The sequence below is a fragment of the Kitasatospora sp. NPDC086791 genome, assembly GCF_040685975.1.
Lineage (GTDB): Bacteria > Actinomycetota > Actinomycetes > Streptomycetales > Streptomycetaceae > Kitasatospora.
Map to the genome: position 1 here is coordinate 37,721 of NZ_JBFBOC010000003.1, position 25,126 is coordinate 62,846.

Below are 25,126 nucleotides of genomic sequence, written 5' to 3' on the forward strand. Positions count from 1 at the left end.
ACCTCCGACACCTCCCGGCAGGACCTTCGTCCCTTGCCCGCCCCTTCCGGCTCTGCTCGCGGACGGTCGTCCGGGGTGCGAAGGTATGGTCGATATGACCACCCACCGAGGCGACGGGACGGAGAAACCCACGTGGCGCGCAGCGTGTACGTGACCGGCATCGACCGGGGGGACGGCCGGCAGGCGGTCGAACTCGGGGTCATGGAACTGCTCACCCGCCAGGTGGACCGGGTCGGGGTGTTCCGGCCACTGGTGCACGCCGACGCACCCGGGCAGCCGGGATCGGACCACGTGGTCGAACTGCTGCGCGGCCGCTACCGGATCGACCTGCCGAGCACCGAGTTGTACGGCCTCACCTACGAGGAGGCCGCCGCGCTGCAGGCCGCCCAGGGACAGGACGAGCTGGTCTCCGTCCTGGTCGACCGGTTCCGCGCGATGGAACGGCGCTGCCAGGCGGTGCTGGTGCTCGGCACCGACTTCGCCGACACCAACATCCCGGACGAACTGGCCTTCAACGCCCGCCTCGCCAACGAGTTCGGCGCCGCCGTGCTGCCGGTGGTCGGCGGGCACGCCGGGGACCCGGAGGCCGTGATCGCCGAGGTGCGCAACGCCCACCGGGCGTACACCGACCTCGGCTGCGAGACCCTGGCGATGATCGCCAACCGGGTCCCCCCGGGCGGCAAGCAGCGGATCCAGCGCAAGCTCACCGAGAAGCTGCCGATCCCCGCCTACGTCATCCCGGAGGAGCCGGCGCTGGCCGCGCCGACCGTCGCCCAGCTCGTCGAGGCCACCGGCGCCGAGGTCCTGCTCGGGGACGCGGCCGGCCTGGCCCGGGACGTGCGCGGCTACGTCTTCGGCGGCGCGATGCTGCCGACCTTCCTGGACGCGCTGACCGAGGGCGCGCTGGTCGTCACCCCCGGGGACCGCGCCGACCTGGTGATCGGCTCGCTGGCCGCGCACGCCGCCGGCGCCCCACCGATCGCCGGCGTGCTGCTGACGCTCGGCCAGCACCCCGGCCCGAACGTGATGGCGCTGGCCGCCCGGCTCGCCCCGGGCACCCCGGTCGCGGTCGTCCCCGAGGGCAGCTGGCCGACCGCCGCCACCCTGACCCACCTGGAGGGCAAGCTCACCGCGGCCAGCCCGCGGAAGGCCGAGATCGCCCTCGGCCTGTTCGAACTGCACGTCGACACCGCCGAGTTGACCAACCTGATCGAGGTCGGCCGGTCCGAGCGGGTCACCCCGATGATGTTCGAGCACGAGCTGCTGGAGCGCGCCCGGGCCGGCCGCCGGCACGTGGTGCTGCCCGAGGGCACCGAGGAGCGGGTGTTGCGCGCGGCCGAGATCCTGCTGCGCCGCAACATCTGCGACCTCACCCTGCTCGGAGAGCCGGACGCGGTGCGCCGCAAGGCCGCCGGCCTCGGCATCGAGCTGCCGCCGGTGGGGGCGCCTCCCGGCCCCCGGGCCGGGGGAGAGCCGGGCACCGACCGCGCGCAGGTGCGGATCGTCGACCCGACCACCAGCCCGCTGCGCCGCCAGTTCGCCGAGCTGTACGCGCGGATGCGGGCCCACAAGGGGATGACCGTCGAGCTGGCCCTGGACGTGGTCACCGACGTCTCGTACTTCGGCACCCTGATGGTCCAGGAGGGCATCGCGGACGGCATGGTGTCCGGCGCGGTGCACTCCACCGCGGCCACCATCCGGCCCGCCTTCGAGGTGATCAAGACCTCGCCGGGCGCCTCGATCGTCTCGTCCGTCTTCTTCATGTGCCTGGCCGACCGGGTGCTGGTGTACGGCGACTGCGCGGTCAACCCCGACCCGGACGCCCAGCAGTTGGCCGACATCGCGATCCAGGCCGCCGCCACCGCCGCCCAGTTCGGGGTGGAGCCGCGGGTCGCGATGCTCTCCTACTCGACCGGCACCTCGGGCTCCGGCGCGGACGTGGACAAGGTGCGCAAGGCCACCGAGCTCGTCCGCGAGCTGCGGCCGGACATCCTGGTGGAGGGCCCGATCCAGTACGACGCGGCGGTGGACGAGCACGTCGCGGCCACCAAGCTGCCGGGCTCGCCGGTCGCCGGGCGGGCCACCGTGCTGATCTTCCCGGACCTCAACACCGGCAACAACACCTACAAGGCCGTCCAGCGCTCGGCCGGCGCGGTCGCGGTCGGCCCGGTGCTGCAGGGGCTGCGCAAGCCCGTCAACGACCTGTCGCGCGGGGCGTTGGTGCAGGACATCGTCAACACGGTCGCGATCACCGCGATCCAGTCCCAGGAGCGCAAGGGAGCCGAACAGTGAGCGAGGGAACGCGCGTCCTGGTGCTGAACGCCGGCTCCTCGTCGGTGAAGTACCAGCTGATCGACATGCTGGACGGCGCCCGACTGGCCTCCGGGCTGGTGGAGCGGATCGGCGAGGCCGGCGGCCGGCTGGTGCACACCCCGCCCGGGGGCGGGCGGCGCGAGGCCTCGCAGGTCTTCCCGGACCACACCGCCGCGCTGAAGGCCGTCGCCGAGGAGCTGGCCGCCGACGGCCTCGGGCTGGACTCCCCCGAACTGGCCGCGATCGGCCACCGGGTGGTGCACGGCGGCATGCGGTTCACCGAACCGACCGTCATCACCGACGAGGTGCTCGCGGAGATCCGCCGGCTGATCCCGGTCGCCCCGCTGCACAACCCGGCCAACATCACCGGCATCGAGGTGGCCCGGGCGCTGCGCCCCGACCTCCCCCAGGTGGCCGTCTTCGACACCGCCTTCCACGCCTCGATGCCGGAGTCCGCGGCCCGGTACGCGATCGACAAGGACGTCGCCGACGAGCACCGGGTGCGCCGCTACGGCTTCCACGGCACCTCGCACCAGTACGTCTCGCGGGCCACCGCCCGGCTGCTCGGCAAGGACCCGGCCGAGGTCAACGTGATCGTGCTGCACCTGGGCAACGGCGCCTCCGCCTCGGCGGTCAGCGGCGGCCGCTGCGTGGACACCTCGATGGGCCTGACCCCGCTGGAGGGCCTGGTCATGGGCACCCGCTCGGGCGACATCGACGCCGGCGTGGTGTTCCACCTGCACCGGGTCGGCGGGCTGTCGATCGACGAGATCGACGACCTGCTCAACCGCCGCAGCGGCCTGCGCGGCCTGTGCGGCGAGAACGACATGCGCGAGATCCTGCGCCGCGCGGACGAGGGGGACGCCGACGCGGCGCTCGCCTTCGACACGTACATCCACCGGCTGCGCAAGTACATCGGCGGCTACTACGCGGTGCTCGGCCGGGTGGACGCGATCGCCTTCACCGCGGGGGTCGGGGAGAACGCGGCGCCGGTGCGCGCGGCGGCCACCGCGGGGCTGGACGAACTGGGCATCGCGGTGGATCCGGAGCTGAACTCGGTGCGCTCGGGCGAGGCCCGGATCATCTCGCCCGCGTACGCCCGGGTGGCGGTCGCGGTGGTGCCCACCGACGAGGAGCTGGAGATCGCCCGGCAGGCCTTCGCGCTGGTGCACCGGGAGCACCAGAAGTCCGAGGAATGACAGAAATCGTCTCGCTTCTCGGAATCATTCGTCGGCGATTCCTCCCGGTCCGTGCCGAATGCACCCATAACACGAACGGATAGACTGACCCATATGCGCCGAGCGAAAATTGTCTGCACCCTGGGTCCGGCGACGGACTCCTACGAACAGCTGAAGGCCATCGTCGAGGCGGGCATGAACGTCGCCCGACTGAACATGAGCCACGGCAACCACGCGGACCACGAAGAGCGGTACCGCAAGGTCCGCCAGGTCTCGGAGGACACCGGCAAGGCCATCGGCGTCCTGGCCGACCTCCAGGGTCCCAAGATCCGTCTGGCGACCTTCGCCAACGGCCCGGTGACCGTCGACAACGGCGACGAGTTCACCATCACCACCGAAGACGTCCCCGGTGACCAGCACATCTGCGGCACCACCTACAAGGGCCTGCCCGGCGACGTGAAGCCCGGCGACCCGATCCTGATCAACGACGGCGTCATCGCCCTGGAGGTCGTCAGCGTCGACGGCCCGCGGGTGAGGACCGTGGTGGTCGAGGGCGGCGTGCTCTCGAACAACAAGGGCATCAACCTGCCCGGCGCGGCCGTGAACGTGCCCGCCCTGTCCGAGAAGGACAAGGACGACCTGCGCTTCGCGCTGCGCCTGGGCGTCGACATGATCGCCCTGTCCTTCGTCCGCAACGCGGACGACATCAAGGACGTCCACGAGGTCATGGACGAGGTCGGCATCCGGGTGCCGGTCATCGCCAAGATCGAGAAGCCGCAGGCCGTCGAGGCCATGGAGGAGATCGTCCTCGCCTTCGACGCCATCATGGTCGCCCGCGGCGACCTCGCCGTGGAGTACCCGCTGGAGCGGGTGCCGCTGGTCCAGAAGCAGCTGATCACGCTGGCCCGCCGCAACGCCAAGCCGGTCATCGTCGCCACCCAGATGATGGAGTCGATGATCCACGCCTCGCGCCCGACCCGCGCCGAGGTCTCCGACGTCGCCAACGCGATCCTGGACGGTGCCGACGCGGTCATGCTCTCCGCCGAGTCCAGCGTCGGCAAGTACCCGATCGAGACCGTCCGCACCATGAGCCGGATCTGCGAGAAGGCCGAGGAGGAGCTCGTCTCCCAGGGCCTGCAGCCGCTCAACCCGGGCCGCAAGCCGCGCACCCAGGGCGGCTCGGTCGCCCGCGCCGCGTGCGAGCTGGGCGACTTCCTCGACGGGAAGGCGCTGGTCGCGTTCACCAAGTCCGGCGACACCGCGCGCCGGCTGTCCCGCTACCGCTCGCCGATCCCGGTGATCGCGTTCACCCCGGACAGCGCGACCCGCAACCAGCTCTCGCTGAGCTGGGGCGTCGAGGCGTACGTCACCGAGCAGGTGGCCACCACCGACGCCATGGTCGCCCAGGTCGACCGCGAGCTGCTGCGGCTGGGCCGGCTGGCCGAGGGCGAGACCGTCATCGTCACCGCCGGTGTCCCGGTCGGCATCCCCGGCACCACCAACATGGTGCAGGTGCACCACCTGGGCACCCGGGGCGAGTGAGCCCCCGCCCGCCAGAACGCCCGTGGGGCGGTCCTCCCGTCCGGAGGGCCGCCCCACGGGCGTCACGGCGTCCGCGGCTCCTTGTCGTGCCTACGTGGTCGTTGTAGGGCGCGTCACTTGTCGCTGTAGGGCGCGTCGTCGTTGAACAGGTGCATCCCCGGGATGTGCAGGGTGCCGCCGAACTGGCCGGCCTGCTTGGCGGTGACGCCGGTCAGCTCCAGGTCCAGCGGGATCGGGATGGAGCCGATCAGGTCGTACAGCCAGCGCGGCAGGGTGTCCGGGGTGAGGGTGATCTCGCCCAGGTCGATCGGGATCGGCAGGCCCAGCACCTTGGAGAGGTGGCCGGACAGCCGCTCCACGTACATGGTGACCGGGCCGTTGCGCATGGTCGAGGTGGAACCCTTGGCGCCCTGGACGTGGAAGGTCACGCCGTTGCCCTGCAGGGTCGACATGTCGAGGTTGTCGATGTCCACGCTGTCGACCACGAACTTCAGCACCCGCTTGCTGCCGGTCGGGGTCTTCACGTCGTAGACGCCGTGGAAGGTCGCGCCGTGCAGGGCGAGCCGACTGGTCTGGAGCGTCCAGTTCTGCTCCGGGACGACGTGCCCGGAGGCGGCCGCGCCGGCCGTCAGACTCCGGGCGTCCACCGCGCAGTTGGGGTTGTCGGTCGGGGTGGCGGACGGGGTGCCGGTGGCGCCCGCGGTGGGCGAGGCCGTACCGGAGGCACCCGCGGAGGGCGTCGCCTTGGGGCTCGCCTTGCCGCTCGGCGTCGCGGCGGGCGAGGGCGCGCCGGGGGACGGCCGGGCCGCGGTCGGCGTGGCGGCCGGGGTGGCGGCCGCGGCCTGCGGTTGGGCGGGCGACTGGGCCGGGGTGGTCGCCGGGGTGGTGGCCGGCGCGGTCGTAGCCGGTCCGGGGGCCGGGGTCCGGGTCTGGGTCGGGCTCGGCGAGGCGGTGGGGTTCAGCAGGTGGTTGATGCCGCCGACGATGTCGTCGATCAGCCCGGCCTGGGTCGCCATGCCCGGACCGCTGCCGGCGCCCGGCTGGACCGCGCCCGACGCGACCGCGTCGTCGCCGGTGGCGGCCGAACGGGCGGCGGGCACTTGGGTGGTGGGCGCCACGGCGGCGGGCGTCCCGGCGGACGTCCCGGCCGGCGGCGGCTTCACCGGCGAGGTGGGCTGCTCGGCGGTCGGGGCGGTCGGGGCCTGGGTCGGCGCCTGCGTCGGCACCGCGGTCGGGCCGGTCGAGGGCCCGGCGGTGGGCCCCGCGGTCGGCGCCCCGGTCGGCACGGGGGACGGGCCCGGCGGCGGCTCGGGCAGCTCGCTCTTCGGGACGGGCGTCTCGATCGGCGCGACGTCCGGCACGGCGACCGGCGCGTTGCCGCAGGGCTTGCCCGCCGCGGACTCGGCGACCGCCGGGTTGGGCGTGTAGGCGGCGGCCATCAGCAGGGCGGTCGGCACCGCGGCCATCGCCAGCGCGCGGCCTCTCAGCCGGACCCGTACCGGCGTGCGCGGGGCCGCGTGTCGGCCGCGCTGCGCCGGGACGGCCGTACCGTCGGTTTGCTCGGCCGACCCGCTCACCGGGCACCCTCCGGATCGACGGCGGCGGCCGGCTTCGAGGCGACGGCCTCGGCGGCCGGCTCCTGCGGCGCGCCCTGGGCGGGCAGTTGGGCGGTGGGCGCCTCGACGGCGGGCGCCACCGCGGCCTCGGCGGCCGGCTCGGTGGCGGCCTCCGGCTCGGTGGCGACGCTCTGCGCCACGGCCGTTCCGGCCACGGCGTCACCGGAGGCACCGACCGCCGCGTCGGCGCGCTCGGCCCCGCGGCGGCGCCGGCCCTTGGCCGTCGACCCGGCCTTCGGCTCCGGCAGCGCCGCCCAGGAGACCATCAGCCCGCCGCCGATCAGGCCGGGCAGCAGCGCCAGCCCGAAGCCCCCCAGGTTGGAGACCGGGATCGAGACCAGGGTCAGCAGGATGGTGGCGATGCCGCCGAAGACCCGCACCGCGGGCTGGAACCAGGCGGTCAGACCGAGGATGATCATCAGGACCCCGATGATCAGCGACCCGGCGCCGGCCGTGGTCGACATCGCGATGGTCAGGCCGCCGAACGACAGGTGCGCGTAAGGGAAGTAGAGGATCGGGACGCCGGCGATCATGGCCAGCAGGCCGCCCCAGAAGGGCCTGGTGCGGCGGAAATCACGGAAGTGCCGCCAGAGCCACCCGATCGGGTTCTGGTGGGCGGTCCGGGGTTCGACCGTTGCGCTGGACATGGTGCAGCTCCTCGATGTCGCTACGAGGGGAGAACAATGGGGGTGGGCCGGGGCGGCGGTGGTCCGCCGCTCCCGGCCCCGGGTGGACCCGTCGTCCGGGCACGCCGCCCGGCGCGCCGTCAGGCGGGCCGACCGGTCGTACCGTCAGGCGCGGCTCAGAAGCACTCGTTGCCCGCGCCGTCGCCGCTCTTCAGCGCGAGGTTCAGGCCGTTCAGCTTGAACGTTCCGGCCGAGGTGGCCCGGGCGGTCTGCTGAACGCCGCTCAGGTCGGCCTTCTTGGCGGCCTGGGCGAAACCGGTCGGGCCGGAGGGCAGACCGGCGCCGCCGCCGGCCTTGGTGACGCCCGGGTGCGGGGTCCAGCCCTGGGTGGCCGAGCCCGAGAGGGTGGAGGCGTCCTGGCCGATGTTGATGTCGGTGAAGGTCGCGTCCGCCTTCAGCTGCTCCAGGTCGATCAGCAGGTTGTCGGCCTGGACCGGCTTGCCCGCCTCGGTACCGGCGTGCAGCTGGAGGGTGATCTTGCCCAGACCGAAACCGGTCAGGTCCGTCACCACCGACTGGCACAGGTTGGTGATGTCGGCGTGGTCGAAGGCCGAGACCGCGACCGGGTGCGGCTTGCCGTTCGCCTCGATGTCGACCGAGCCGAACTGGGCGAAGTTGGTGCCGTGCAGCTGGTCGGTGCTGACCTTGAACTGCTGGCCGGAAATGCTGAACGAGGCGGCGAGCGCACTGTTGGCGATCGAGACGCCGACCATCGCGGTGGCCGCGACGCTCGGCACCATCACCAGGGCGAAGCGCTTCCAGCGGGTCTTGCCGTAGGTCTTGGACATGCGAGTCCTCCTTCTAGGACGTACATCTCCGGCTCCCCGGCGGCGCTTCCCGCGCCGGTGGGGGCCTGGGATGGGAGAGAGCTACGTCCTCGGTAGCGGAGAGCGCCTTGGGCGTCGTCGGACCCGGGAGCGGCCCGCGTACAGCGGTCCTCCCGGCCGAGCACCGGCCGACCTTGTGGGGCGGCGGGCAGGACCGACGACATCGGCGATCACCCCCGAGCGACAACCAGCGACCGCGCAGGGCCGCGCGGCCGGTCGAAGGACAGGAACCGCCGTGGGACCGCGGATACCCCCCTGCCCTCCCTACCGCCGACCGGGGTCGGCGGAGCGCCCGGTGGGGATCCCGCGCTCCGCGTGGCCGACGTGCTGTCGGGGTGTGGAGCCCGGGACCGGGCGACGCCGATGCTGCTTGAATCCCGGGCGAAGCACAAGGGGTTCCTTACTGACGGGTAATGCAACATCCGGTGGCGTCGATCATGGAATCGGCGCGACCTGCACCCTGCGTGACGCCTTGAAGGAAGGGTGACGACGAAATCCGCCGGAAACACCAGCGAAACACCCGTGGGCGGTCACGTATGGTGACCGCCCACGGGTGAAATCAAGATTTGGTAAACCTCTGTCCGGTTGACCGGATTGTCGCCAAATCACCTGGCGACACCGCAGGTCATCCGCTGTGCCAGCCGGTGGACCGAACGGGCCTCAGAACAGCACGCGCGCCAGCGCCGTACGGGCCGCGGCGACCCGCGGGTCCTCCGCCCCGATCACCTCGAACAGCTCCAGCAGGCGCAGCCGGGCGGTGTCCCGGTCCTCGCCGGCCGTCCGCCCGACGGTGTCCACCAGGCGCCCGAAGGCGTCCTCCACGTGGCCGCCGACCAGGTCCAGGTCGGCCGCCTGGAGCTGGATCCCGACGTCCTTCGGGTCGGCCGCGGCGGCCGCCCGGACGGCCTGCAGGTCCAGCCCCTCGATCCGCTGCAGCAGTTCGGCCTGGGCCAGGCCCAGCTTGGCCTCGGTGTTGCCCGGCTGGTCGACCAGCACGTTCCGGTACGCCTGGACGGCGCCGCCCAGGTCACCGGCATCCAGCGCGTCGTGCGCGGCGGCCAGCGCCGGGTCCTCGGGGCGCTGCGGGGCGGCGGCCGGGGCCTCGCCCGGGGCGGCCGCGCCGCCGGCCACGCCGAAGCGCTGCTCAGCGACCAGGATCAGCTGGTCCAGCACCTTGCGGATGTTGGCGGCGCTCTCCGCGCCCTGGAACAGCGGGACCAGCTGGCCGGCCACCACGGCCATCACGGCCGGGATGCCCTGGATGCCGAACTGCTGGGCGAGCAGCTGGTTGGAGTCCACGTCGATCTTGGCGAGCACGAAGCGGCCGGCGTACTCCTCGACCAGCCCCTCCAGGACCGGGCTGAGCTGCTTGCAGGGGCCGCACCACTCGGCCCAGAAGTCGATGACGACCGGCACCTCGGTGGAGCGCTGGACGACCTCGACCTCGAAGGTGTCCTCGGTGACGTCGATGACGAGCTGGTGGGCGGACCCGGCGGGGACGGTCCCGGCCGCTTCGGCGGCCGCCGTCTGACGGGCCCGCTCGGCCCGGGCCTGCTCGGCCTTCTGGGCGGCCTCGCCGGCCGCCTTCACTGCGGCGAGGTCGACCGCGCCGCGCAGGGCGGAGCTGTTGAGACGCGAATTCCGTGGCTGCATGGCACCATCCTCCCCCGTTCGCGCCGCTCCCGGGCACCAACCTCGGGAAAGTCGCCCCGCGCGGGCCGCGCGGCGCGGGCTCCCGGGTGTGCCGCACCCCGCCCTCGGTAGCGTGGACCGTCCGGCGCGGATCCCCACCCGCGCCCGCGCCGCTCCCGTCCCACGGGCGCGGCGCCTGGTTGTCGCTGCTTTCGCTACGAGTCGTAGCGTAACTGGAGGCGGACCCCCGGCCGCAAGCCCCTCCGGCGGTTCGGGGACGTGACCTGCCCCACTTTCCCCGACCGCCCGGCTGCCCGAATCGGCGAACAGTCGCTACCGTTACCAGCCCCACCCAAGTTACTTACCAGTACAGCGCAAGGAGGCCCGGTGCCGGCCGCCCAGCCCCCCGCGAGCCCGGAGCGCACCCGCCCGGTGTGCCCGACCCCGGCGAGCCCGGCCCCGGAGGCCGTCAACTCCGCCCGCGGCAAGGGCCGTCCGCGCAGCGCCGCCGCCGACCGGGCGATCCTCGACGCCACCCGCGAGGCCCTCTCCGAACTCGGCTGGGGCGGGCTGACCATGGGCCACGTGGCGAGCCGGGCCGGGGTCGCCAAGACCACCCTCTACCGCCGCTGGCCCTCCAAGAACGAGCTCGTGGTCGACGCCGTCGCCACCCTCTTCGACGACCTGGTGATGCCCGACCTCGGCAGCCTGCGGGCCGACATCGAGGCCGTGGTCGCCCAGTTCGCCGGCCTGCTGGCCCGCCCCGAGACCCAGGCCGCGCTGCTCGCGCTGTTCGCCGAGGGCATCCGCGACCGCCAGCTGCACCGCCGGATCCGCGAGGCCATCGTGGACCCGCAGAAGCGGCTGGTCCGCCAGGGCCGGGCGGCCGCCCAGGCGCGCGGCGAGCTGGAGGCGGACCTCGACACCGAGTCCGCCCACGAGGAGGTCGACATCATCTTCGACACCATCGCGGGCACGGTGGAGCACCGCGTCCTGGTCAGCGGCGAGCCGATCACCCCCGAGTGGACCCGCCGCTTCACCGACCTGCTGCTGGGGCCGCTCACCACCTGCTGAGGGCACGACGGAGCCGCCCGCACGGAATCCCGTACGGGCGGCTGCCCACGTGCCCGCGCACCCGCGCGGGCGGGCGGCGGCGCGGTCAGAACGTCGCGTTCTCCTGGTACGTCCCCCACTCCTGCCGCAGCGCGTTGCAGATCTCGCCCAGCGTCGCCTCGGCGCGCACCGCGTCCAGCATCGGCGGGATCATCGACTCGCCCGAGCGCGCCGCCGCCAGCATGGCGTCCAGCCCGGCCCGCACCGCCGCGTCGTCCCGCGCCGCCTTGCGCTCGCCCAGCACCCGCACCTGCTCGCGCTCGACCTCGTGGCTGACCCGCAGGATCTCCAGCTCCGGGGTGACGCTGCGCGGGTGGCAGTTGACGCCGACCACGCGCTTGTCGCCCTTCTCCACCGACTGCTGGTACTGGAAGGCCGCCTCGGCGATCTCCCCGGTGAACCAGCCCTCCTCGATGCCGCGCAGGATGCCGGAGGTGATCGGGCCGATCTCGTGGTCCTCGCGGCCCTTGTCCAGGATCCGCTGGAAGATCGCCTCGGCCTGCTGCTCGATCCGGTCGGTCAGCGCCTCGACGTACCAGGAACCGCCCAGCGGGTCGGCCACGTTGGCGACGCCGGTCTCCTCCATCAGCACCTGCTGGGTGCGCAGGGCGATCTCGGCGGCCTGCTCGGAGGGCAGCGCCAGGGTCTCGTCCAGGGCGTTGGTGTGCAGCGAGTTGGTGCCGCCGAGCACCGCGGCCAGCGCCTCGACGGCGGTGCGGACCACGTTGTTGTACGGCTGCTGCGCGGTGAGCGAGACGCCGGCGGTCTGGGTGTGGAAGCGCAGCCACTGCGCCTTGTCGGTCTTGGCGCCGAAGCGGTCGCGCATCCAGCGGGCCCAGATCCGGCGCGCGGCGCGGAACTTGGCGATCTCCTCGAAGAAGTCCAGGTGCGCGTCGAAGAAGAAGGACAGGCCGGGTGCGAAGACGTCCACGTCCAGGCCCCGGGACAGGCCCAGCTCGACGTAGCCGAAGCCGTCCGCGAGGGTGTACGCCAGCTCCTGCGCGGCCGTCGCCCCGGCCTCGCGGATGTGGTAGCCGGAGACGGACAGCGGCTTGTACGCGGGGATGCCCTCGGCGCAGTAGGCCATCAGGTCGCCGATCAGGCGCAGGTGCGGCTCGGGAGCGAAGAGCCACTCCTTCTGCGCGATGTACTCCTTGAAGATGTCCGTCTGCAGGGTGCCGTTGAGCACCGCCGGGTCGACGCCCTGGCGCTCGGCGGCGACCAGGTACATGCAGAAGACCGGGACGGCCGGGCCGCTGATCGTCATCGAGGTGGTGACCTCGCCGAGCGGGATGCCGGCGAACAGCACCTCCATGTCGGCGGCCGAGTCGATGGCCACGCCGCAGTGGCCGACCTCGCCGAGCGACTTGGCGTCGTCCGAGTCGTAGCCCATCAGGGTGGGCATGTCGAAGGCGACCGAGAGGCCGCCGCCGCCCGCGTCCAGGATCATCCGGTAGCGCTCGTTGGTCTGCTGCGCGTTGCCGAAGCCGGCGAACTGGCGGATGGTCCAGGTCCGGCCCCGGTAGCCGGTCGCGTGGAGGCCCCGGGTGTACGGGTACTCGCCCGGCCAGCCGATCCGCTCGAAACCCTCGGTGGCCTGCCCGGCGGGCGGGCCGTAGACCGGCTCGACCTCGTCGCCGGAGAGGGTGGTGAAGTCCGCGTCCCGCTTGCGGGCCTTGTCGTACCGCTGCTGCCAGCGCTGCCGTCCGCGCTCGATCTCCTCGGCGTCCATGACCCCGAACTCCGCTCCGTACGGCCGCCACGGCGACGGGCGGCACAGCTATTAGGACGTCCTACTAATTTACTCGGACGTCCTAGTACTTGTCGACGGGAACCCGCGGACAAACACGGAGGGCCCCTCCCCCGGGACGGGGAAGGGGCCCTCGCGCGGACGCCCGGCTCAGACGCCGGCCGGCTGGCGGGCGCCGGTGCCCGCCGGCAGCTGCTCGGCGGCCTCGCGGGCCACCTTGCGCTCGAAGACGAAGGACAGGAACGGGATGCAGCCCGCCGCCAGGGTCAGCACCAGGCGGCCGATCGGCCACTTCAGCTTCTGCCCGAGCAGGAAGGTCACCACGAAGTACCCGATGTACAGGTAGCCGTGCAGCATCGCGACGTACGTGGTCACGTCCTCGGCCGTACCGAAGCCGTACTTCGCGACCATGAAGCCGCAGAACACCAGCAGTGCCACACCGGTCGCAATGGCCAGGCCCCGGTACCAGCCCAGCAGGGGGGTCGCCTTCATACTCTTCCTCGCCTCGCTCGGCAGTTTCGGCGGGTACGCCCGGATCCGCGCACCGCTCCCACGAGGGTAGCCGTCCTCACGCCTCCCCCTTCGCAGCCCCCTCGTCCGGCTCGGAGAAGTCGCCGGCCGCGATCCGCAGCGGCTTGAGCAACTCGAACACCTGGCGGCACTGCTCGGGGCCGTACTCCTCCAGCCCGAACTCCATCGCCATCAGGTCCCGGGTGGCCTCCTCCACCGCCTCGCGGCCGCGCCCGGTGATCGCGGCCAGCACGCCGCGGCCGTCCAGCGGGTTGGGGCGGCGGGCGACCAGGCCGGCCCGCTCCAGGCGGTCGACGGTGTTGGTCACGCTGGTCGGGTGGACCATGAGCCGCTCGCCGATCTTGGAGAGCGAAAGCTCACCGGTCCGGCTGAAGGTCAGCAGCACCAGCGCCTCGTAGCGGGCGAAGGTCAGCCCGTACGGCTTGAGCACCGCGTCCACCCGGGACAGCAGGATCTGGTGGGCGCGCATGATCGAGGTGATCGCCGCCATCGAGGGGACTCCGCCCCAACGGCGGGTCCACAGCTCGTCGGCGCGGGCGATCGGGTCGAAGTCGAGAGCGAGGGGCTTGGCCACCTCCTTACCGTACCGGCGGCCGGGACAGGTGCTACCAGCCGTCCTGATGGTGGACAAGCGCCACGCGTGGCGGGATCCCGCCAATCGGACGGCCAGGTCCATACCTGGACATTGCGCCGGCATGAACGGAACGCAACACGCCTGCGGCGCGGCGGGGTTGACCGCCGATCGGGCCAACACCGGTCCAGCGGGCCCAGGTTCGGACCGCGACCGACCGGGATCCGGGGCGATTGATCCCTTTCGTCACCCCGTTCACAGTGTTTCCTCCTGGCGGGACTTGGCCAATTCATGAGGAAGACCTGTCATTTGATTTGCTCGATTGTCATGCTTTCCGCCAACCCCGTCCGGCGGCCACCACCCCCACCCACCGGTGGCCAGCCGCTCGACCGCTCGGGGCCCCTGCACGTCAGCGCCCGTCCCGCCCCTCAGGTGCCGACCCCGGCCCCCGGGACGCGGCGCGACCGCGCCCACACGCGGTTTCCCGGAAGGACTCGTCCGTGAAGCGAAAGCTCGCCGCAGTCGCCGTACTCTCCGCCACCGCACTGCTCACCGGCGTCGTCCAGGTCGGCAGCGTGGCCGTCGCGGACCCGGCCCCGCACTCGCGGGCCGCCGACCTGATCGCCCTGGCCAACAGCCAGGCGGGCAAGGTGGCGCACGCCCTCGCCCTGGGCGGTCAGCAGCAGCTCGTCGCCAAGGATGCCCTGGTGGACGCCGACGGCACCCGCCACTTCCGCTACGAGCGCACCTTCGCCGGGCTCCCGGTCCTGGGCGGCGACCTCGTGGTGCACCAGAAGGCGGACGGCTCGACCACCTCCGTGGACAAGGCCACCGGCGCGACGATCGCCCTGCCGAGCCTCACCCCGCAGATCCCCGCGGACAAGGCCGCCGACCAGGCGACCGGCGCCGTGCGGTCCACCGTCGGCATCACCGCCGACCGGGACGAGGCCCCGCTGACGGCGGTGCACCGGACCGGCACGGCCGAGCTGGTGGTCTGGGCCACCGACGGCAACCCGCGCCTGGCGTACCGCACCACCGTCGAGGGCGAGCGCGCCGACGGCACCCCGAGCCGTCAGCTGCTGGTCACCGACGCGGCCAGCGGCCAGGTGCTCTCCACCCACGAGGAGGTGCAGACCGCCGCCGGCACCGGCAAGGGCGTCTTCGTCGGCACCGTCCCGCTGACCACGACCCAGAGCGGCTCGACCTACTCGCTGAAAGACGCGAGCCGCGGCGGCCAGGCCACCTACACCCTGAAGGGCAAGACCTCCGGCTCCGGCACGCTGGTCGCCAACTCGACCGACAGCTTCGGCAACGGCCTGTCCTCCAACGCGGAGTCCGCCGCCGTGGACGCCCAGTTCGGCGCCGCCGCCACCTGGGACTTCTACAAGAACACCTTCGGCCGCAACGGCATCAAGAACAACGGCGTCGGCGCCGCGAGCCGGGTCCACTACGGGCGCAACTACGTCAACGCGTTCTGGGACGACTCCTGCTTCTGCATGACGTACGGCGACGGCTCCGGCAACACCCACCCGCTGACCGAACTGGACGTGGCCGGTCACGAGATGAGCCACGGCGTCACCTCCGCCACCGCCGGTCTGAACTACTCGGGCGAGTCCGGCGGCCTCAACGAGGCCACCTCGGACATCTTCGGCACCATGGTCGAGTTCTACGCCAACCTGCCCGCCGACAAGCCGGACTACCTGATCGGCGAGCTGATCAACATCAACGGCGACGGCAAGCCGCTGCGTTACATGGACCAGCCCTCCAAGGACGGCTCCTCGGCCGACTACTGGTCCTCCTCGGTCGGCAACCTGGACGTGCACTACTCCTCCGGTGTCGCCAACCACTTCTTCTACCTGCTGGCCGAGGGCAGCGGTGCCAAGACCATCAACGGCGTCAGCTACAACAGCCCGACCTACAACGGCTCGACCCTCGCCGGCATCGGCCGGGACAAGGCCGCCCAGGTCTGGTACAAGGCGCTGACCACCTACATGACCTCGACCACCGACTACGCGGGCGCCCGCACGGCGACCCTGAAGGCCGCCGGCGACCTGTACGGCACGACCAGCGCCGAGTACAAGGCGGTCGCCGCGACCTGGACCGCCGTCAACGTCAACTGACGTACGGCGCACGTGATCCGGACGCCCGGGGCCCGTCGGGAGGGCAGGCCCCGGGCGTCCGCCCGCTCTCCGGGGCCGCCGGGTCCGTCGGGTCCGTCGGGCCGCCCGCCCGGGCTGTCAAGGCCGCCCTGCTGGCGGAGTTCCGCCAGCGGGACGAACCACCCGAACCGGACAACCGGCAGCAGTCGAACCACCCGCACCCCGGACTGGCGATTCCTGGCCAATCCCCGGACGCGGCCTGTCCATTCCTGCCAGTGATTGTCATGCTTCTGACCAAGCCCCGTCCGACCCCCGCCACCCCCACCCGATCCGGCGGAGCGTCAGGAACCGCACGGGAGCAGCACGTCCGCGCCCTACCGCCCCACGGCGTCACCTCCGGCGCCCCGGTACGCGGCGCACCCGCACGCACCCGCGGGTCTCGTGGAAGGAACCCCCGTCCGTGAAGCGAAAGCTGACTGTCGGAGCCGTACTCTCCGCCACCGCCCTGCTGGCCGGCGTCGTCCAGATGGCCGCCGTCCCCGCCGCCCAGGCCGCCGCCCCCGCGCCGGAGCAGCAGCAGTCCGCGCTCCTCGCGCTGGCCGCCGGACAGAGCGCCCCGGTGGCGCAGGCCCTCGCCCTCGGCGGCCAGGAGAAGCTGGTCCCCAAGGACGTCGTGGTGGACCGGGACGGCACCCGGCACCTCCGGTACGAGCGGACCTACGCCGGCCTGCCGGTGATCGGCGGCGACCTGGTCGTCCACCAGAAGGCCGACGGCTCGGTGGGCTCGGTCGACCGCGCCTTCGCCGGCCGCCTCTCCGTGTCCAGCCTGATCCCGGGCCTCGCCGCGGGCCAGGCCGCCGAGCGGGCCACCGCCGCGGTTCGCGCGACGGTCGGCATCGCCGCCGACGAGGACGAGGCCGCGCTCAGCCGGGTCGACGGCGCCGGCGCGACCGAGCTGGTCGTCTGGGCGGCCGACGGCGCCCCGCGACTGGCCCACCGCACGGTGGTCACCGGCGAGCGCGCGGACGGCACCCCGAGCCGCCAGGAGGTCGTCACCGACGCGGCCACCGGCCAGGTGCTCTCCAGCCAGGAGCACATCCAGACCGCGACCGGCACCGGCAAGGGCGTCAACGTCGGCACCGTCACGCTGACCACCACCCAGAGCGGCTCGGCCTACCAGCTCAAGGACGCCACCCGGGGCAACCAGTCGACCACCGACCTCAAGGGCGGCACCTCGGGCAGCGGCACGCTGTTCAGCAACACCACCAACTCCTGGGGCAACGGCTCGCCGTCCAACCGCGAGTCCGCCGCCGTGGACGCCCAGTTCGGCGCCGCGGCGACCTGGGACTACTACAAGAACACCTTCGGCCGCAACGGCATCAAGAACAACGGCGTCGGCGCCGCGAGCCGGGTCCACTACAGCACCAACTACGTCAACGCGTTCTGGGACGACTCCTGCTTCTGCATGACGTACGGCGACGGCTCCGGCAACACCCACCCGCTGACCGCCATCGACGTCTCCGGCCACGAGATGAGCCACGGCGTCACCTCCGCCACCGCCGGCCTGATCTACTCGGGCGAGTCCGGCGGCCTCAACGAGGCCACCTCGGACATCTTCGGCACCATGGTCGAGTGGTCGGCCAACCTGCCCGCCGACCCGCCGGACTACCTGATCGGCGAGAAGCTCAACATCAACGGCAACGGCACGCCGCTGCGCTACATGGACAAGCCCTCCAAGGACGGCGCCTCGGCCGACTACTGGTCCTCCACCGTCGGCAACAAGGACGTCCACTACTCCTCGGGCGTCGCCAACCACTTCTTCTACCTGCTGTCCGAGGGCAGCGGCGCGAAGGTGATCAACGGGGTCAGCTACAACAGCCCGACCTCCAACGGCTCGACGCTCACCGGCATCGGCCGGAACAAGGCGGCGGCGATCTGGTACCGCGCGCTGACCGTCTACATGACCTCCACCACCAACTACAAGGCCGCCCGTACGGCGACCCTGAAGGCCGCCGGCGACCTGTACGGCACGACCAGCACCGAGTACAAGGCGGTCGCGGCGGCCTGGAGCGGCGTGAACGTCAACTAGCCGCACCGGCCGCACCCGGCCACACCCGGCGCACGCCCGCCCCCGGTGCGGAGCACGCCACCCCGGTAGGAAACGAGCCACCCCGGTAAGAAACGGCGACAGGCTGCCGCGGCCCTTTGGGAGAGGAGGCCGTGGCAGCCTGTCGACCGTCCGCGGAGCGGGTCAGGCGGTGGCGGGCCGCAGCTCGCCGCGCTCCTCGCGACCGAGCATCCGCTCGGCGAAGAAGCCGCCGGTGGGCACCACGGCGAGGACGAACAGCAGGATGCCGCGCTTGGCGTCCCACTTCTGCGCCTGCCAGGCCTGGATCCAGAAGACCACGTACAGGATGAACAGGATCCCGTGGACCATGCCCATCACCGGCACGGCGTCGAAGGAGGTGGTCCGCTTCAGCACCGAGCAGATCAGCAGCAGGATGAACGAGACCCCTTCGGGGCCGGAGACCAGGCGCAGGCGGTGGACGGCGCTGCTGTTCACGTTGGATACCTCAATACGGGGGTCGGAGGCGCTGGCGCGCTTGTGAAGCGACTCACAAGCCTTTCGGCCATTATCACCGAGCACCTGTCCGAGTCCCCGGCCGGGGGGCGGCTCCGTGCCCGATCTCACAGCCCCGGCCGCGGCCGCCCCGCCATCACCGCCCCGCCACCACGGCCCGCGACCACCGCCCGCCACCGCCATCACCGCGCCCGCCCGCGATGTCACAGCTGTGTGCCGGAACGCGAACGAGCGCGACCACCCGTCACCGGGACCCCCTATCCTGCTGCCCGCGCGTCCACCGATCCGGGCGCCGGAAGCACCACGCCACGGGGGTAGCCACCACATGTTCAAGCGCGACTGGGACCGCCGCACCTGCGCCAAGCGCGGCCACATCACCTACGCGCCGGCCGAGCCCGAGCTGGCCTCCCGGCTGCACGCCACCACCGCCCTCGGCGACGCCTGGCGCTGCCTGCGCTGCGGCGACTTCGCCCTGGGCGCCCCGCACGGTTCCGGCCCCGCCGCGGACGCGCCGCTGGTGCCGCGCGGCAAGGCGCTGCGGGACCTCTTCATCCTGCGCTTCCTCGCCGTCGAGCGGGTGCTGCGCGGGCTGCTGATCATCGTGATCGCCTGGGCCGTGTGGAAGTTCTCCAACAGCCAGGACGCGGTGCACCGGGTCTTCGACGAGAACCTGACGGTCTTCCGGCCGGTCACCGACCACTTCCACTGGGACCTCGAGCACGCCCCGATCGTCGAGACGATCCGCAAGACCTTCGACTTCAGGAAGAGCACCCTGCTGTTCGTCGCGGGCGCGCTGCTGGCCTACGCCGTGATCGAGATCGTCGAGGCGGTCGGCCTCTGGCTGAACAAGCGCTGGGCCGAGTACCTGACGGTGGTCGCCACCGCGGCCTTCCTGCCGCTGGAGGGCTACGAGCTGAGCCACCACGTCAGCGCCGTGAAGATCTGCACCCTGGTGCTGAACATCGCGGCGGTCCTCTGGATCATGCTCTCCAAGCGCCTGTTCGGACTGCGCGGCGGTGTGGTGGCCTTCGAGGCGGAGCGCCACTCGGCCTCGCTGCTGGAGGTCGAGCAGGCCGCCGGCACGGTTCGGCACCCCGGACACGGGGCGCACGCGCGGAGCTGACCGGCGCGTTTGTCCCAGCCCGGTACCAGTTGGGCCCCGCACCCTCCCCGGGCCACGGCCGCAGCGGCTAGATTGCGGCCGTGGCACAGTTCAGACTCCAGGGATCGCGGGTGCTCGCCGTCGAATTGGGCGGGGACGCCGTCAAGGCCCGACACGGCTCCATGGTCGCCTACACCGGGCAGATGACCTTCAAGAAGCTGACCGGCGGCGGTGACGGCCTGCGCGGCATGGTCGCCCGCCGGCTGACCGGCGAGAAGATGACGGTGATGGAGGTGAAGGGCCAGGGCACCTGCTACTTCGCCGACAAGGCCACCGAGATCAATCTGGTCCGGCTGAACGGCGAGGCGCTGTACGTCGAGGCGGACAACCTGCTCTGCACGGAGTCCACCCTGCACACCGGCACCAGCTTCACCGGCCTCAACGGCATGTCCTCCGGCAACGGCCTCTTCACCACCAAGGTGGAGGGCCACGGCTGGGCCGCCCTCACCTCCAACGGGCCCGCCGTCATCCTGCGGGTCGACAAGAGCATGCCGCTGCGCGTCGACCCGGGCGCGTACGTGGCGCACACCGGCAACCTGCACCGCAGCCTGAAGTCGGGCGCGGGCTGGACCACGGTGATCGGCGAGGGCGGCGGCGAGGCCGTCCAGGTCGAGTTCACCGGCGACGGCCTGGTGTACGTGCAGCCCTCCGAGAAGGTCACCATCGGGGGTGACGTCTGATGGGCTTCACGAAGATCAACGGCAAGATGGTCGAGGCCCAGGTGGTGCCCGGGCAGCGGCTGTTCAGCCAGCGCGGCGCGATGCTCGCGTACAGCGGCGACGTCCGCTTCACGCCGAACATCACCGGCGGCCAGGGCGGCGTGATGTCGATGATCGGCCGCCGGGTGGCCAACGAGGACACCCCGCTGATGACCGTCGAGGGCCAGGGCCGGGTGATGTTCGGCCACGGCGGCCACCACGTCCACGTGATCGACCTGTTCGGCGACACCCTGTACGTCGAGGCGGACCGGCTGCTCGCCTTCGAGGGCACGCTGCGGCAGTCCACCATGTTCATGGGCTCGCAGGGCGGCGTGATGGGCATGGTCCGCGGCCAGGTCACCGGGCAGGGTTTGTTCACCACCAAGCTGGAGGGCCACGGCTCGGTCGCGGTGATGGCCCACGGCGGCGTCTTCGAGCTGCCGATCGTCCCCGGCCAGGAGGTGCACGTCGACCCGCAGGCGTACGTGGCGCACCGCGGCGACGTGCGCAACAAGCTGTCCACCGCGCTCGGCTGGCGCGACATGATCGGCCGCGGTTCGGGCGAGGCGTTCCAGCTGGAGCTGTCCGGACAGGGCGCGGTGTACGTCCAGGCGAGCGAGGAGAAGCTCTGATGTCCTACCCGCCGCAGCCCCCGTACGGCTCGCCGCACGACCAGCCGACCCAGCCGGGCTTCGTCGTCCCGCCGCCCCCGCCGAACCACGGCCCGCAGCCGGGGTACCCGCAGCAGGGCGGCTACCCCTCGCAGGGCGGTTACCCCCAGCAAGGCGGTTACCCCCAGCAGGGCGGCTATCAGACGCCCCCGCCGCACCAGCCCCCGCCGCCGCCCCACCAGGCCTACGCCCAGGAGCAGTTCGGCGGCCCGATCGCCCCGCTGCCGACCGCCCAGGGCGGCGACGGCCCGGTGGTGCACGACGTCCACAGCCTGCCGGTCAACGACAACGTCAACCCGTACGCCTTCTCGGTTGAGCTGAACGGGTCCTACTTCCTGCAGAAGGGCAAGATGGTCGCCTACTACGGCGACATCACCTTCAAGGGCGTCGGCGCCGGGATGGTCGACCGGATGCTCGGGCAGCACTTCAACTCGCCGATGCACGCCTCGGACTGGGTGGTCGCCGAGGGGCGCGGCAAGCTGCTGCTGGCCGACCGGGCGTTCGACCTCAATTCGTACGACCTGGAGGACGGCAACCTGACCGTCCGCTCGGGCAACCTGCTCGCCTTCGACCCGACGTTGCGGCTCAAGCAGTCGATCATCCCGGGCTTCCTGACCCTGATCGGCACCGGCCGCTTCGTCGCCGCCTCCAACGGGCCGGTGCACTTCGTCGAGCCGCCGATCCGGGTGGACCCGCAGGCGCTGGTCGGCTGGGCGGACTGCCCGGCGCCGTGCCACCACTACGACCACGACTACATGCACGGGCTGATCGGCGGCATCCGGCGGCTGACCGGCCTCGGCGGCGCCTCCGGGGAGGAGCACCAGTTCGAGTTCATCGGTGCCGGGCAGGTGCTGCTGCAGTCCAGCGAGAAGCTCATGGCCGAGCGGTCGGTCGGGGTGGTGGGCGCCGAGGCGGGTGTCCCGATGGGCGGAGTGCCGTCCCAGCCGGGCTCGGCCGGGCACGGCGGCGGCAACCCCAATCTGCCGGGGCTCGGTAACCTGGGCGACCTCGGCCGACGTTTCGGCCTGTAAATTTGTACAAGATTGAACTAAATCGGTTATGCTGGATCCCATGGATACGCACACGATCGACACTGCGGACAACCCTCCGTCGCAGCCCGAGGAGGAGACTCCCTGGCTGACCGCCAGGGAGCAGCGGATGTGGCGCGCCCATCTGGAGGTCGCCAAGCTGCTGGACTACCAGCTCAGCCGCGAGCTCCAGCCCCACAACCTGGCGATCAACGACTACGAGATCCTGGTCGTGCTCTCCGAGGCCCCCGACCGCCGGATGCGGATGACCGACCTCGCGACCGCCACGCTGCAGTCCAAGAGCCGGCTGTCGCACCAGATCACCCGGATGGAGACCGCCGGCCTGGTGCTCCGCCAGGAGTGTCCCGGCGACCGCCGCGGCCTCTACGCCCACCTCACCGAGCAGGGCTGGGAGACCATGCAGCGGGTCGCCCCGGACCACGTGCGCAGCGTCCGGGCCCACTTCATCGACCGCTTCACCCCGGAACAGCTGGACGCCATGTTCGAGGCCCTCGCCCCGATCGCCGAACACCTGCGCGGCCTCCGCGGCAAGCCGTAGCCCCGGCGCCACCCACCAACCGCCCCGCCGCGACCACCCTCGCGGCGGGGCGGCCCGCATCCCGGGGCAACCGCCCTCGGCCTCTGCGCAGGACGTCGACCAGACCGACTTCCTGCGCAGAGCAGCGAGGGGCAAGGCCACTCAGCCTTGGTGACGGCGGCCCCGGCCGAACTCGGCCGGGGCCGCCGTTGCGTCGCGCTTCCTGGAAAGGGCGGACGGGTGCGAACACGGGCCCGCCCCCCGTTCTCCGCAGGGGGTGACGGAGCGGCGGGCGTCTCAGCTCGTGGTGAGGCCGGCGACGAGTTCGTCGGCCGCGCCGTACGGGTCCAGCTCGCCCGCGGCCACCCGTTCGGCCAGGGCCACCAGGTGCCGGTCGCCGCGCAGGTCGCCGATCCGGGCCCGCAGCTCGGCCAGCGCGATCGCCTCGATCTCCTCGGCGGCCCGGCGGCGGCGGCGCAGCGCGAGTTCGCCGTGCTCCTCCAGCCAGGCGCGGTGCTTCTCCAGCGCCTCGACCACCTCGTCCACGCCCTCGCCGCGGGCCGCGACGGTCTTCACGATGGGCGGCCGCCAGTCCCCCGCCTCGCGGGCCTCGCCGAGGCCGAGCATGTGGTTGAGCTCCCGGGCGGTGGCATCGGCGCCGTCCCGGTCGGCCTTGTTGACCACGAAGACGTCGCCGATCTCCAGGATCCCGGCCTTGGCGGCCTGGATGCCGTCGCCCATCCCGGGGGCCAGCAGCACCACGGTGGTGTCGGCCTGGGCGGCGATCTCGACCTCGGACTGGCCCACGCCGACGGTCTCGACCAGGATCACCTCGCAGCCGGCCGCGTCCAGCACCCGCAGCGCCTGCGGCGCCGTCCAGGAGAGTCCGCCGAGGTGGCCGCGGGTGGCCATCGAGCGGATGAACACCTCGGGGTCGGTCGCGTGGTCCTGCATCCGGACCCGGTCGCCCAGCAGCGCGCCGCCGGAGAACGGCGAGGACGGGTCGACGGCCAGCACCCCGACCCGCTTGCCGAGCCGCCGGTAGGCGGAGACCAGCGCCGAGGTGGAGGTGGACTTGCCGACCCCGGGCGAGCCGGTCAGCCCGATGGTGTACGCCCGCCCGGTGTACGGCGCGAGCGCGGCCATCACCTCCCGCAGCTGCGGTGCGGCGTTCTCGACCAGCGTGATCAGCCGGGCGACGGCCCGCGGCCTGCCCTCCCGGGCCTGCTCGACCAGCGTGGCGACATCGATCATCAGGAGCTCCTCGCACGGGTGCGTACGCCGAAGGGGCTGCGGACCGCTTGTGGCGGTCCGCAGCCCCGAAGATCAGATCAGCTGATCAGGCCTTCGGGACGCGCACGATGAGCGCGTCACCCTGGCCACCGCCGCCGCACAGCGCGGCCGCGCCGATCCCGCCGCCGCGGCGCTGCAGCTCCAGCGCGAGGGCCAGCACCACGCGGGCGCCGGACATGCCGATCGGGTGGCCGAGCGCGATCGCGCCGCCGTTGACGTTGACGATGTCCGAGGAGACGCCCAGGTCCTTCGTCGACTGGTACGCGACCGCCGCGAAGGCCTCGTTGATCTCGATCAGGTCGAGGTCGGCGACCTCCAGGCCCTCCTTGGCCAGCGCGTGCTTGATCGCGTTGGACGGCTGCGACTGCAGCGAGTTGTCCGGGCCGGCCACGTTGCCGTGCGCGCCGATCTCGGCGATCCAGGTCAGGCCCAGCTCCTCGGCCTTGGCCTTGCTCATCACGACCACCGCGGCGGCGCCGTCGGAGATCTGCGAGGAGGTGCCGGCGGTGATCGTGCCGTCCTTGGTGAAGGCCGGGCGCAGCTTGGCCAGGCCCTCGACGGTGGTGTCCGCGCGGATGCCCTCGTCCTGGCTGAACAGGACCGGCTCGCCCTTGCGCTGCGGGATGGCGACCGGGACGATCTCGGCGTCGAAGACGCCGTCGGCCTGCGCCTTGGCGGCCCGCTGGTGCGAGGCGGCGGCGATCTCGTCCTGCACCTCGCGCGGGATGCCCAGGCGGGTGTTGTGCTTCTCCGTGGACTCGCCCATCGGGATGTTCTCGTAGGCGTCGGTGAGGCCGTCGTGCGCCATGGCGTCCAGCATCCCGATCGCGCCGTACTTGAAGCCCTCGCGGGACTTCGGCAGCAGGTGCGGGGCGTTGGTCATCGACTCCTGGCCGCCGGCCACGACGATGTCGAACTCGCCGGCACGGATCAGCTGGTCGGCCAGCGCGATGGCGTCCAGGCCGGAGAGGCAGACCTTGTTGATGGTCAGCGCCGGCACGCTCATCGGGATGCCGGCCTTGACGGCGGCCTGGCGGGCCGGAATCTGGCCGGCGCCGGCCTGCAGCACCTGGCCCATGATCACGTACTGGACCTGGTCACCCGTGATGCCGGACCGCTCCAGGGCGGCCTTGATGGCGACACCGCCGAGGTCGGCACCGGAGAATCCCTTGAGGGAGCCGAGCAGGCGACCCATCGGGGTCCGCGCACCGGCAACGATCACAGAGGTGGTGTTGGTCATGGGACGGGCCCCTTCGCACGTCGTGGCCAGGTGAGGATGCGCTCAATGTACTGACCT

21 protein-coding genes are annotated in these 25,126 nt (G+C 72.2%); 11 read left to right on the plus strand and 10 right to left on the minus strand.

Features of this window, described 5'->3' with window-relative positions; all coding sequences use genetic code 11:
• Positions 1-132: 132 nt before the first annotated feature.
• The 3 genes from pta (at position 133) to pyk (ending at position 5,033) form a co-directional block, all read left to right on the plus strand.
• Positions 133-2,292 (plus strand): phosphate acetyltransferase, encoded by a 2,160-nt coding sequence (pta, locus tag AB0Q99_RS07195; protein WP_363569316.1) that lies wholly within the window; start codon positions 133-135, stop codon positions 2,290-2,292.
• On the plus strand, positions 2,289-3,512 hold the full coding sequence (locus AB0Q99_RS07200; RefSeq protein WP_363569317.1) for an acetate kinase: 1,224 nt from the start codon (positions 2,289-2,291) through the stop codon (positions 3,510-3,512). The genes pta and AB0Q99_RS07200 overlap by 4 nt, the downstream gene beginning before the upstream one ends.
• Positions 3,513-3,605: 93 nt before the next feature.
• On the plus strand, positions 3,606-5,033 hold the full coding sequence (gene pyk, locus AB0Q99_RS07205) for a pyruvate kinase (RefSeq protein ID WP_363569318.1): 1,428 nt from the start codon (positions 3,606-3,608) through the stop codon (positions 5,031-5,033).
• Between the two features lie 113 nt (positions 5,034-5,146).
• On the opposite strand, the gene AB0Q99_RS07210 is transcribed toward pyk, so the two are convergent.
• The 4 genes from AB0Q99_RS07210 to AB0Q99_RS07225 form a co-directional block, all read right to left on the minus strand.
• On the minus strand, positions 5,147-6,610 hold the full coding sequence (locus AB0Q99_RS07210; protein ID WP_363569319.1) for a hypothetical protein: 1,464 nt from the start codon (positions 6,608-6,610) through the stop codon (positions 5,147-5,149).
• Positions 6,607-7,296 (minus strand): DUF6114 domain-containing protein, encoded by a 690-nt coding sequence (locus tag AB0Q99_RS07215; protein WP_363569320.1) that lies wholly within the window; start codon positions 7,294-7,296, stop codon positions 6,607-6,609. The genes AB0Q99_RS07210 and AB0Q99_RS07215 overlap by 4 nt, the downstream gene beginning before the upstream one ends.
• Before the next feature lie 155 nt (positions 7,297-7,451).
• Positions 7,452-8,123, minus strand: a complete 672-nt coding sequence (locus AB0Q99_RS07220; RefSeq protein WP_363569321.1) for a DUF6230 family protein — start codon at positions 8,121-8,123, stop codon at positions 7,452-7,454.
• A 699-nt stretch (positions 8,124-8,822) separates the two neighbouring features.
• A complete protein-coding gene (locus tag AB0Q99_RS07225) occupies positions 8,823-9,815 on the minus strand; it encodes a tetratricopeptide repeat protein (RefSeq protein WP_363569322.1) in 993 nt (330 codons plus the stop codon).
• Positions 9,816-10,226: 411 nt separating this feature from the next.
• Between AB0Q99_RS07225 and AB0Q99_RS07230 the strand changes: the two genes are divergently transcribed.
• On the plus strand, positions 10,227-10,868 hold the full coding sequence (locus AB0Q99_RS07230) for a TetR/AcrR family transcriptional regulator (protein ID WP_363569630.1): 642 nt from the start codon (positions 10,227-10,229) through the stop codon (positions 10,866-10,868).
• An 85-nt stretch (positions 10,869-10,953) separates the two neighbouring features.
• On the opposite strand, the gene AB0Q99_RS07235 is transcribed toward AB0Q99_RS07230, so the two are convergent.
• From AB0Q99_RS07235 to AB0Q99_RS07245, 3 genes are all read right to left on the minus strand, one after another.
• A complete protein-coding gene (locus AB0Q99_RS07235) occupies positions 10,954-12,639 on the minus strand; it encodes a methylmalonyl-CoA mutase family protein (RefSeq protein WP_363569323.1) in 1,686 nt (561 codons plus the stop codon).
• Positions 12,640-12,807: 168 nt separating this feature from the next.
• Positions 12,808-13,149, minus strand: coding sequence for a DUF3817 domain-containing protein (locus AB0Q99_RS07240; protein WP_363569324.1), 342 nt, complete (start codon positions 13,147-13,149; stop codon positions 12,808-12,810).
• Positions 13,150-13,225: 76 nt separating this feature from the next.
• On the minus strand, positions 13,226-13,762 hold the full coding sequence (locus AB0Q99_RS07245) for a MarR family transcriptional regulator (protein WP_363569325.1): 537 nt from the start codon (positions 13,760-13,762) through the stop codon (positions 13,226-13,228).
• A 497-nt stretch (positions 13,763-14,259) separates the two neighbouring features.
• Between AB0Q99_RS07245 and AB0Q99_RS07250 the strand changes: the two genes are divergently transcribed.
• Both AB0Q99_RS07250 and AB0Q99_RS07255 read left to right on the plus strand, forming a co-directional pair.
• Complete coding sequence (locus tag AB0Q99_RS07250; RefSeq protein WP_363569326.1) at positions 14,260-15,879, plus strand: M4 family metallopeptidase; 1,620 nt, start codon at positions 14,260-14,262, stop codon at positions 15,877-15,879.
• 439 nt (positions 15,880-16,318) lie between these two features.
• Complete coding sequence (locus AB0Q99_RS07255) at positions 16,319-17,947, plus strand: M4 family metallopeptidase (protein WP_363569327.1); 1,629 nt, start codon at positions 16,319-16,321, stop codon at positions 17,945-17,947.
• 162 nt (positions 17,948-18,109) lie between these two features.
• Here the strand turns inward: AB0Q99_RS07255 and AB0Q99_RS07260 are convergent, their stop codons facing one another.
• Positions 18,110-18,421, minus strand: a complete 312-nt coding sequence (locus AB0Q99_RS07260; RefSeq protein ID WP_363569328.1) for a DUF3817 domain-containing protein — start codon at positions 18,419-18,421, stop codon at positions 18,110-18,112.
• A 343-nt stretch (positions 18,422-18,764) separates the two neighbouring features.
• Here AB0Q99_RS07260 and AB0Q99_RS07265 point away from each other — a divergent pair, with 343 nt between their 5' ends.
• From AB0Q99_RS07265 to AB0Q99_RS07285, 5 genes are all read left to right on the plus strand, one after another.
• Complete coding sequence (locus tag AB0Q99_RS07265; RefSeq protein ID WP_363569329.1) at positions 18,765-19,562, plus strand: DUF2127 domain-containing protein; 798 nt, start codon at positions 18,765-18,767, stop codon at positions 19,560-19,562.
• A gap of 80 nt (positions 19,563-19,642) precedes the next feature.
• Positions 19,643-20,281 carry an AIM24 family protein gene (locus AB0Q99_RS07270; RefSeq protein WP_363569330.1) on the plus strand — a complete coding sequence of 213 codons (639 nt, stop codon included), beginning with the start codon at positions 19,643-19,645 and terminating at the stop codon, positions 20,279-20,281.
• Positions 20,281-20,931 (plus strand): AIM24 family protein, encoded by a 651-nt coding sequence (locus tag AB0Q99_RS07275; protein ID WP_363569331.1) that lies wholly within the window; start codon positions 20,281-20,283, stop codon positions 20,929-20,931. The genes AB0Q99_RS07270 and AB0Q99_RS07275 overlap by 1 nt, the downstream gene beginning before the upstream one ends.
• 260 nt (positions 20,932-21,191) lie before the next feature.
• Entirely contained in the window at positions 21,192-22,001 is an 810-nt protein-coding gene (locus AB0Q99_RS07280) for an AIM24 family protein (RefSeq protein ID WP_363569631.1), read from the plus strand.
• A 40-nt stretch (positions 22,002-22,041) separates the two neighbouring features.
• Complete coding sequence (locus AB0Q99_RS07285) at positions 22,042-22,557, plus strand: MarR family transcriptional regulator (protein ID WP_363569332.1); 516 nt, start codon at positions 22,042-22,044, stop codon at positions 22,555-22,557.
• Between the two features lie 276 nt (positions 22,558-22,833).
• On the opposite strand, the gene meaB is transcribed toward AB0Q99_RS07285, so the two are convergent.
• Both meaB and AB0Q99_RS07295 read right to left on the minus strand, forming a co-directional pair.
• Positions 22,834-23,790, minus strand: a complete 957-nt coding sequence (gene meaB, locus AB0Q99_RS07290; protein ID WP_363569333.1) for a methylmalonyl Co-A mutase-associated GTPase MeaB — start codon at positions 23,788-23,790, stop codon at positions 22,834-22,836.
• An 85-nt stretch (positions 23,791-23,875) separates the two neighbouring features.
• Positions 23,876-25,069, minus strand: coding sequence for an acetyl-CoA C-acetyltransferase (locus tag AB0Q99_RS07295; protein ID WP_363569334.1), 1,194 nt, complete (start codon positions 25,067-25,069; stop codon positions 23,876-23,878).
• Positions 25,070-25,126 lie beyond the last annotated feature (57 nt).

Bases quoted from the DNA above. Each gene is read 5' to 3' on its own strand.
- AB0Q99_RS07285 (WP_363569332.1), top strand. From the start codon at position 22,042: ATGGATACGCACACGATCGACACTGCGGACAACCCTCCGTCGCAGCCC.
- AB0Q99_RS07235 (WP_363569323.1), bottom strand. From the start codon at position 12,639: ATGGACGCCGAGGAGATCGAGCGCGGACGGCAGCGCTGGCAGCAGCGG.
- AB0Q99_RS07265 (WP_363569329.1), top strand. From the start codon at position 18,765: ATGTTCAAGCGCGACTGGGACCGCCGCACCTGCGCCAAGCGCGGCCAC.
- AB0Q99_RS07240 (WP_363569324.1), bottom strand. From the start codon at position 13,149: ATGAAGGCGACCCCCCTGCTGGGCTGGTACCGGGGCCTGGCCATTGCG.
- AB0Q99_RS07225 (WP_363569322.1), bottom strand. From the start codon at position 9,815: ATGCAGCCACGGAATTCGCGTCTCAACAGCTCCGCCCTGCGCGGCGCG.
- AB0Q99_RS07215 (WP_363569320.1), bottom strand. From the start codon at position 7,296: ATGTCCAGCGCAACGGTCGAACCCCGGACCGCCCACCAGAACCCGATC.
- AB0Q99_RS07295 (WP_363569334.1), bottom strand. From the start codon at position 25,069: ATGACCAACACCACCTCTGTGATCGTTGCCGGTGCGCGGACCCCGATG.
- pyk (WP_363569318.1), top strand. From the start codon at position 3,606: ATGCGCCGAGCGAAAATTGTCTGCACCCTGGGTCCGGCGACGGACTCC.
- AB0Q99_RS07220 (WP_363569321.1), bottom strand. From the start codon at position 8,123: ATGTCCAAGACCTACGGCAAGACCCGCTGGAAGCGCTTCGCCCTGGTG.
- meaB (WP_363569333.1), bottom strand. From the start codon at position 23,790: ATGATCGATGTCGCCACGCTGGTCGAGCAGGCCCGGGAGGGCAGGCCG.
- AB0Q99_RS07275 (WP_363569331.1), top strand. From the start codon at position 20,281: ATGGGCTTCACGAAGATCAACGGCAAGATGGTCGAGGCCCAGGTGGTG.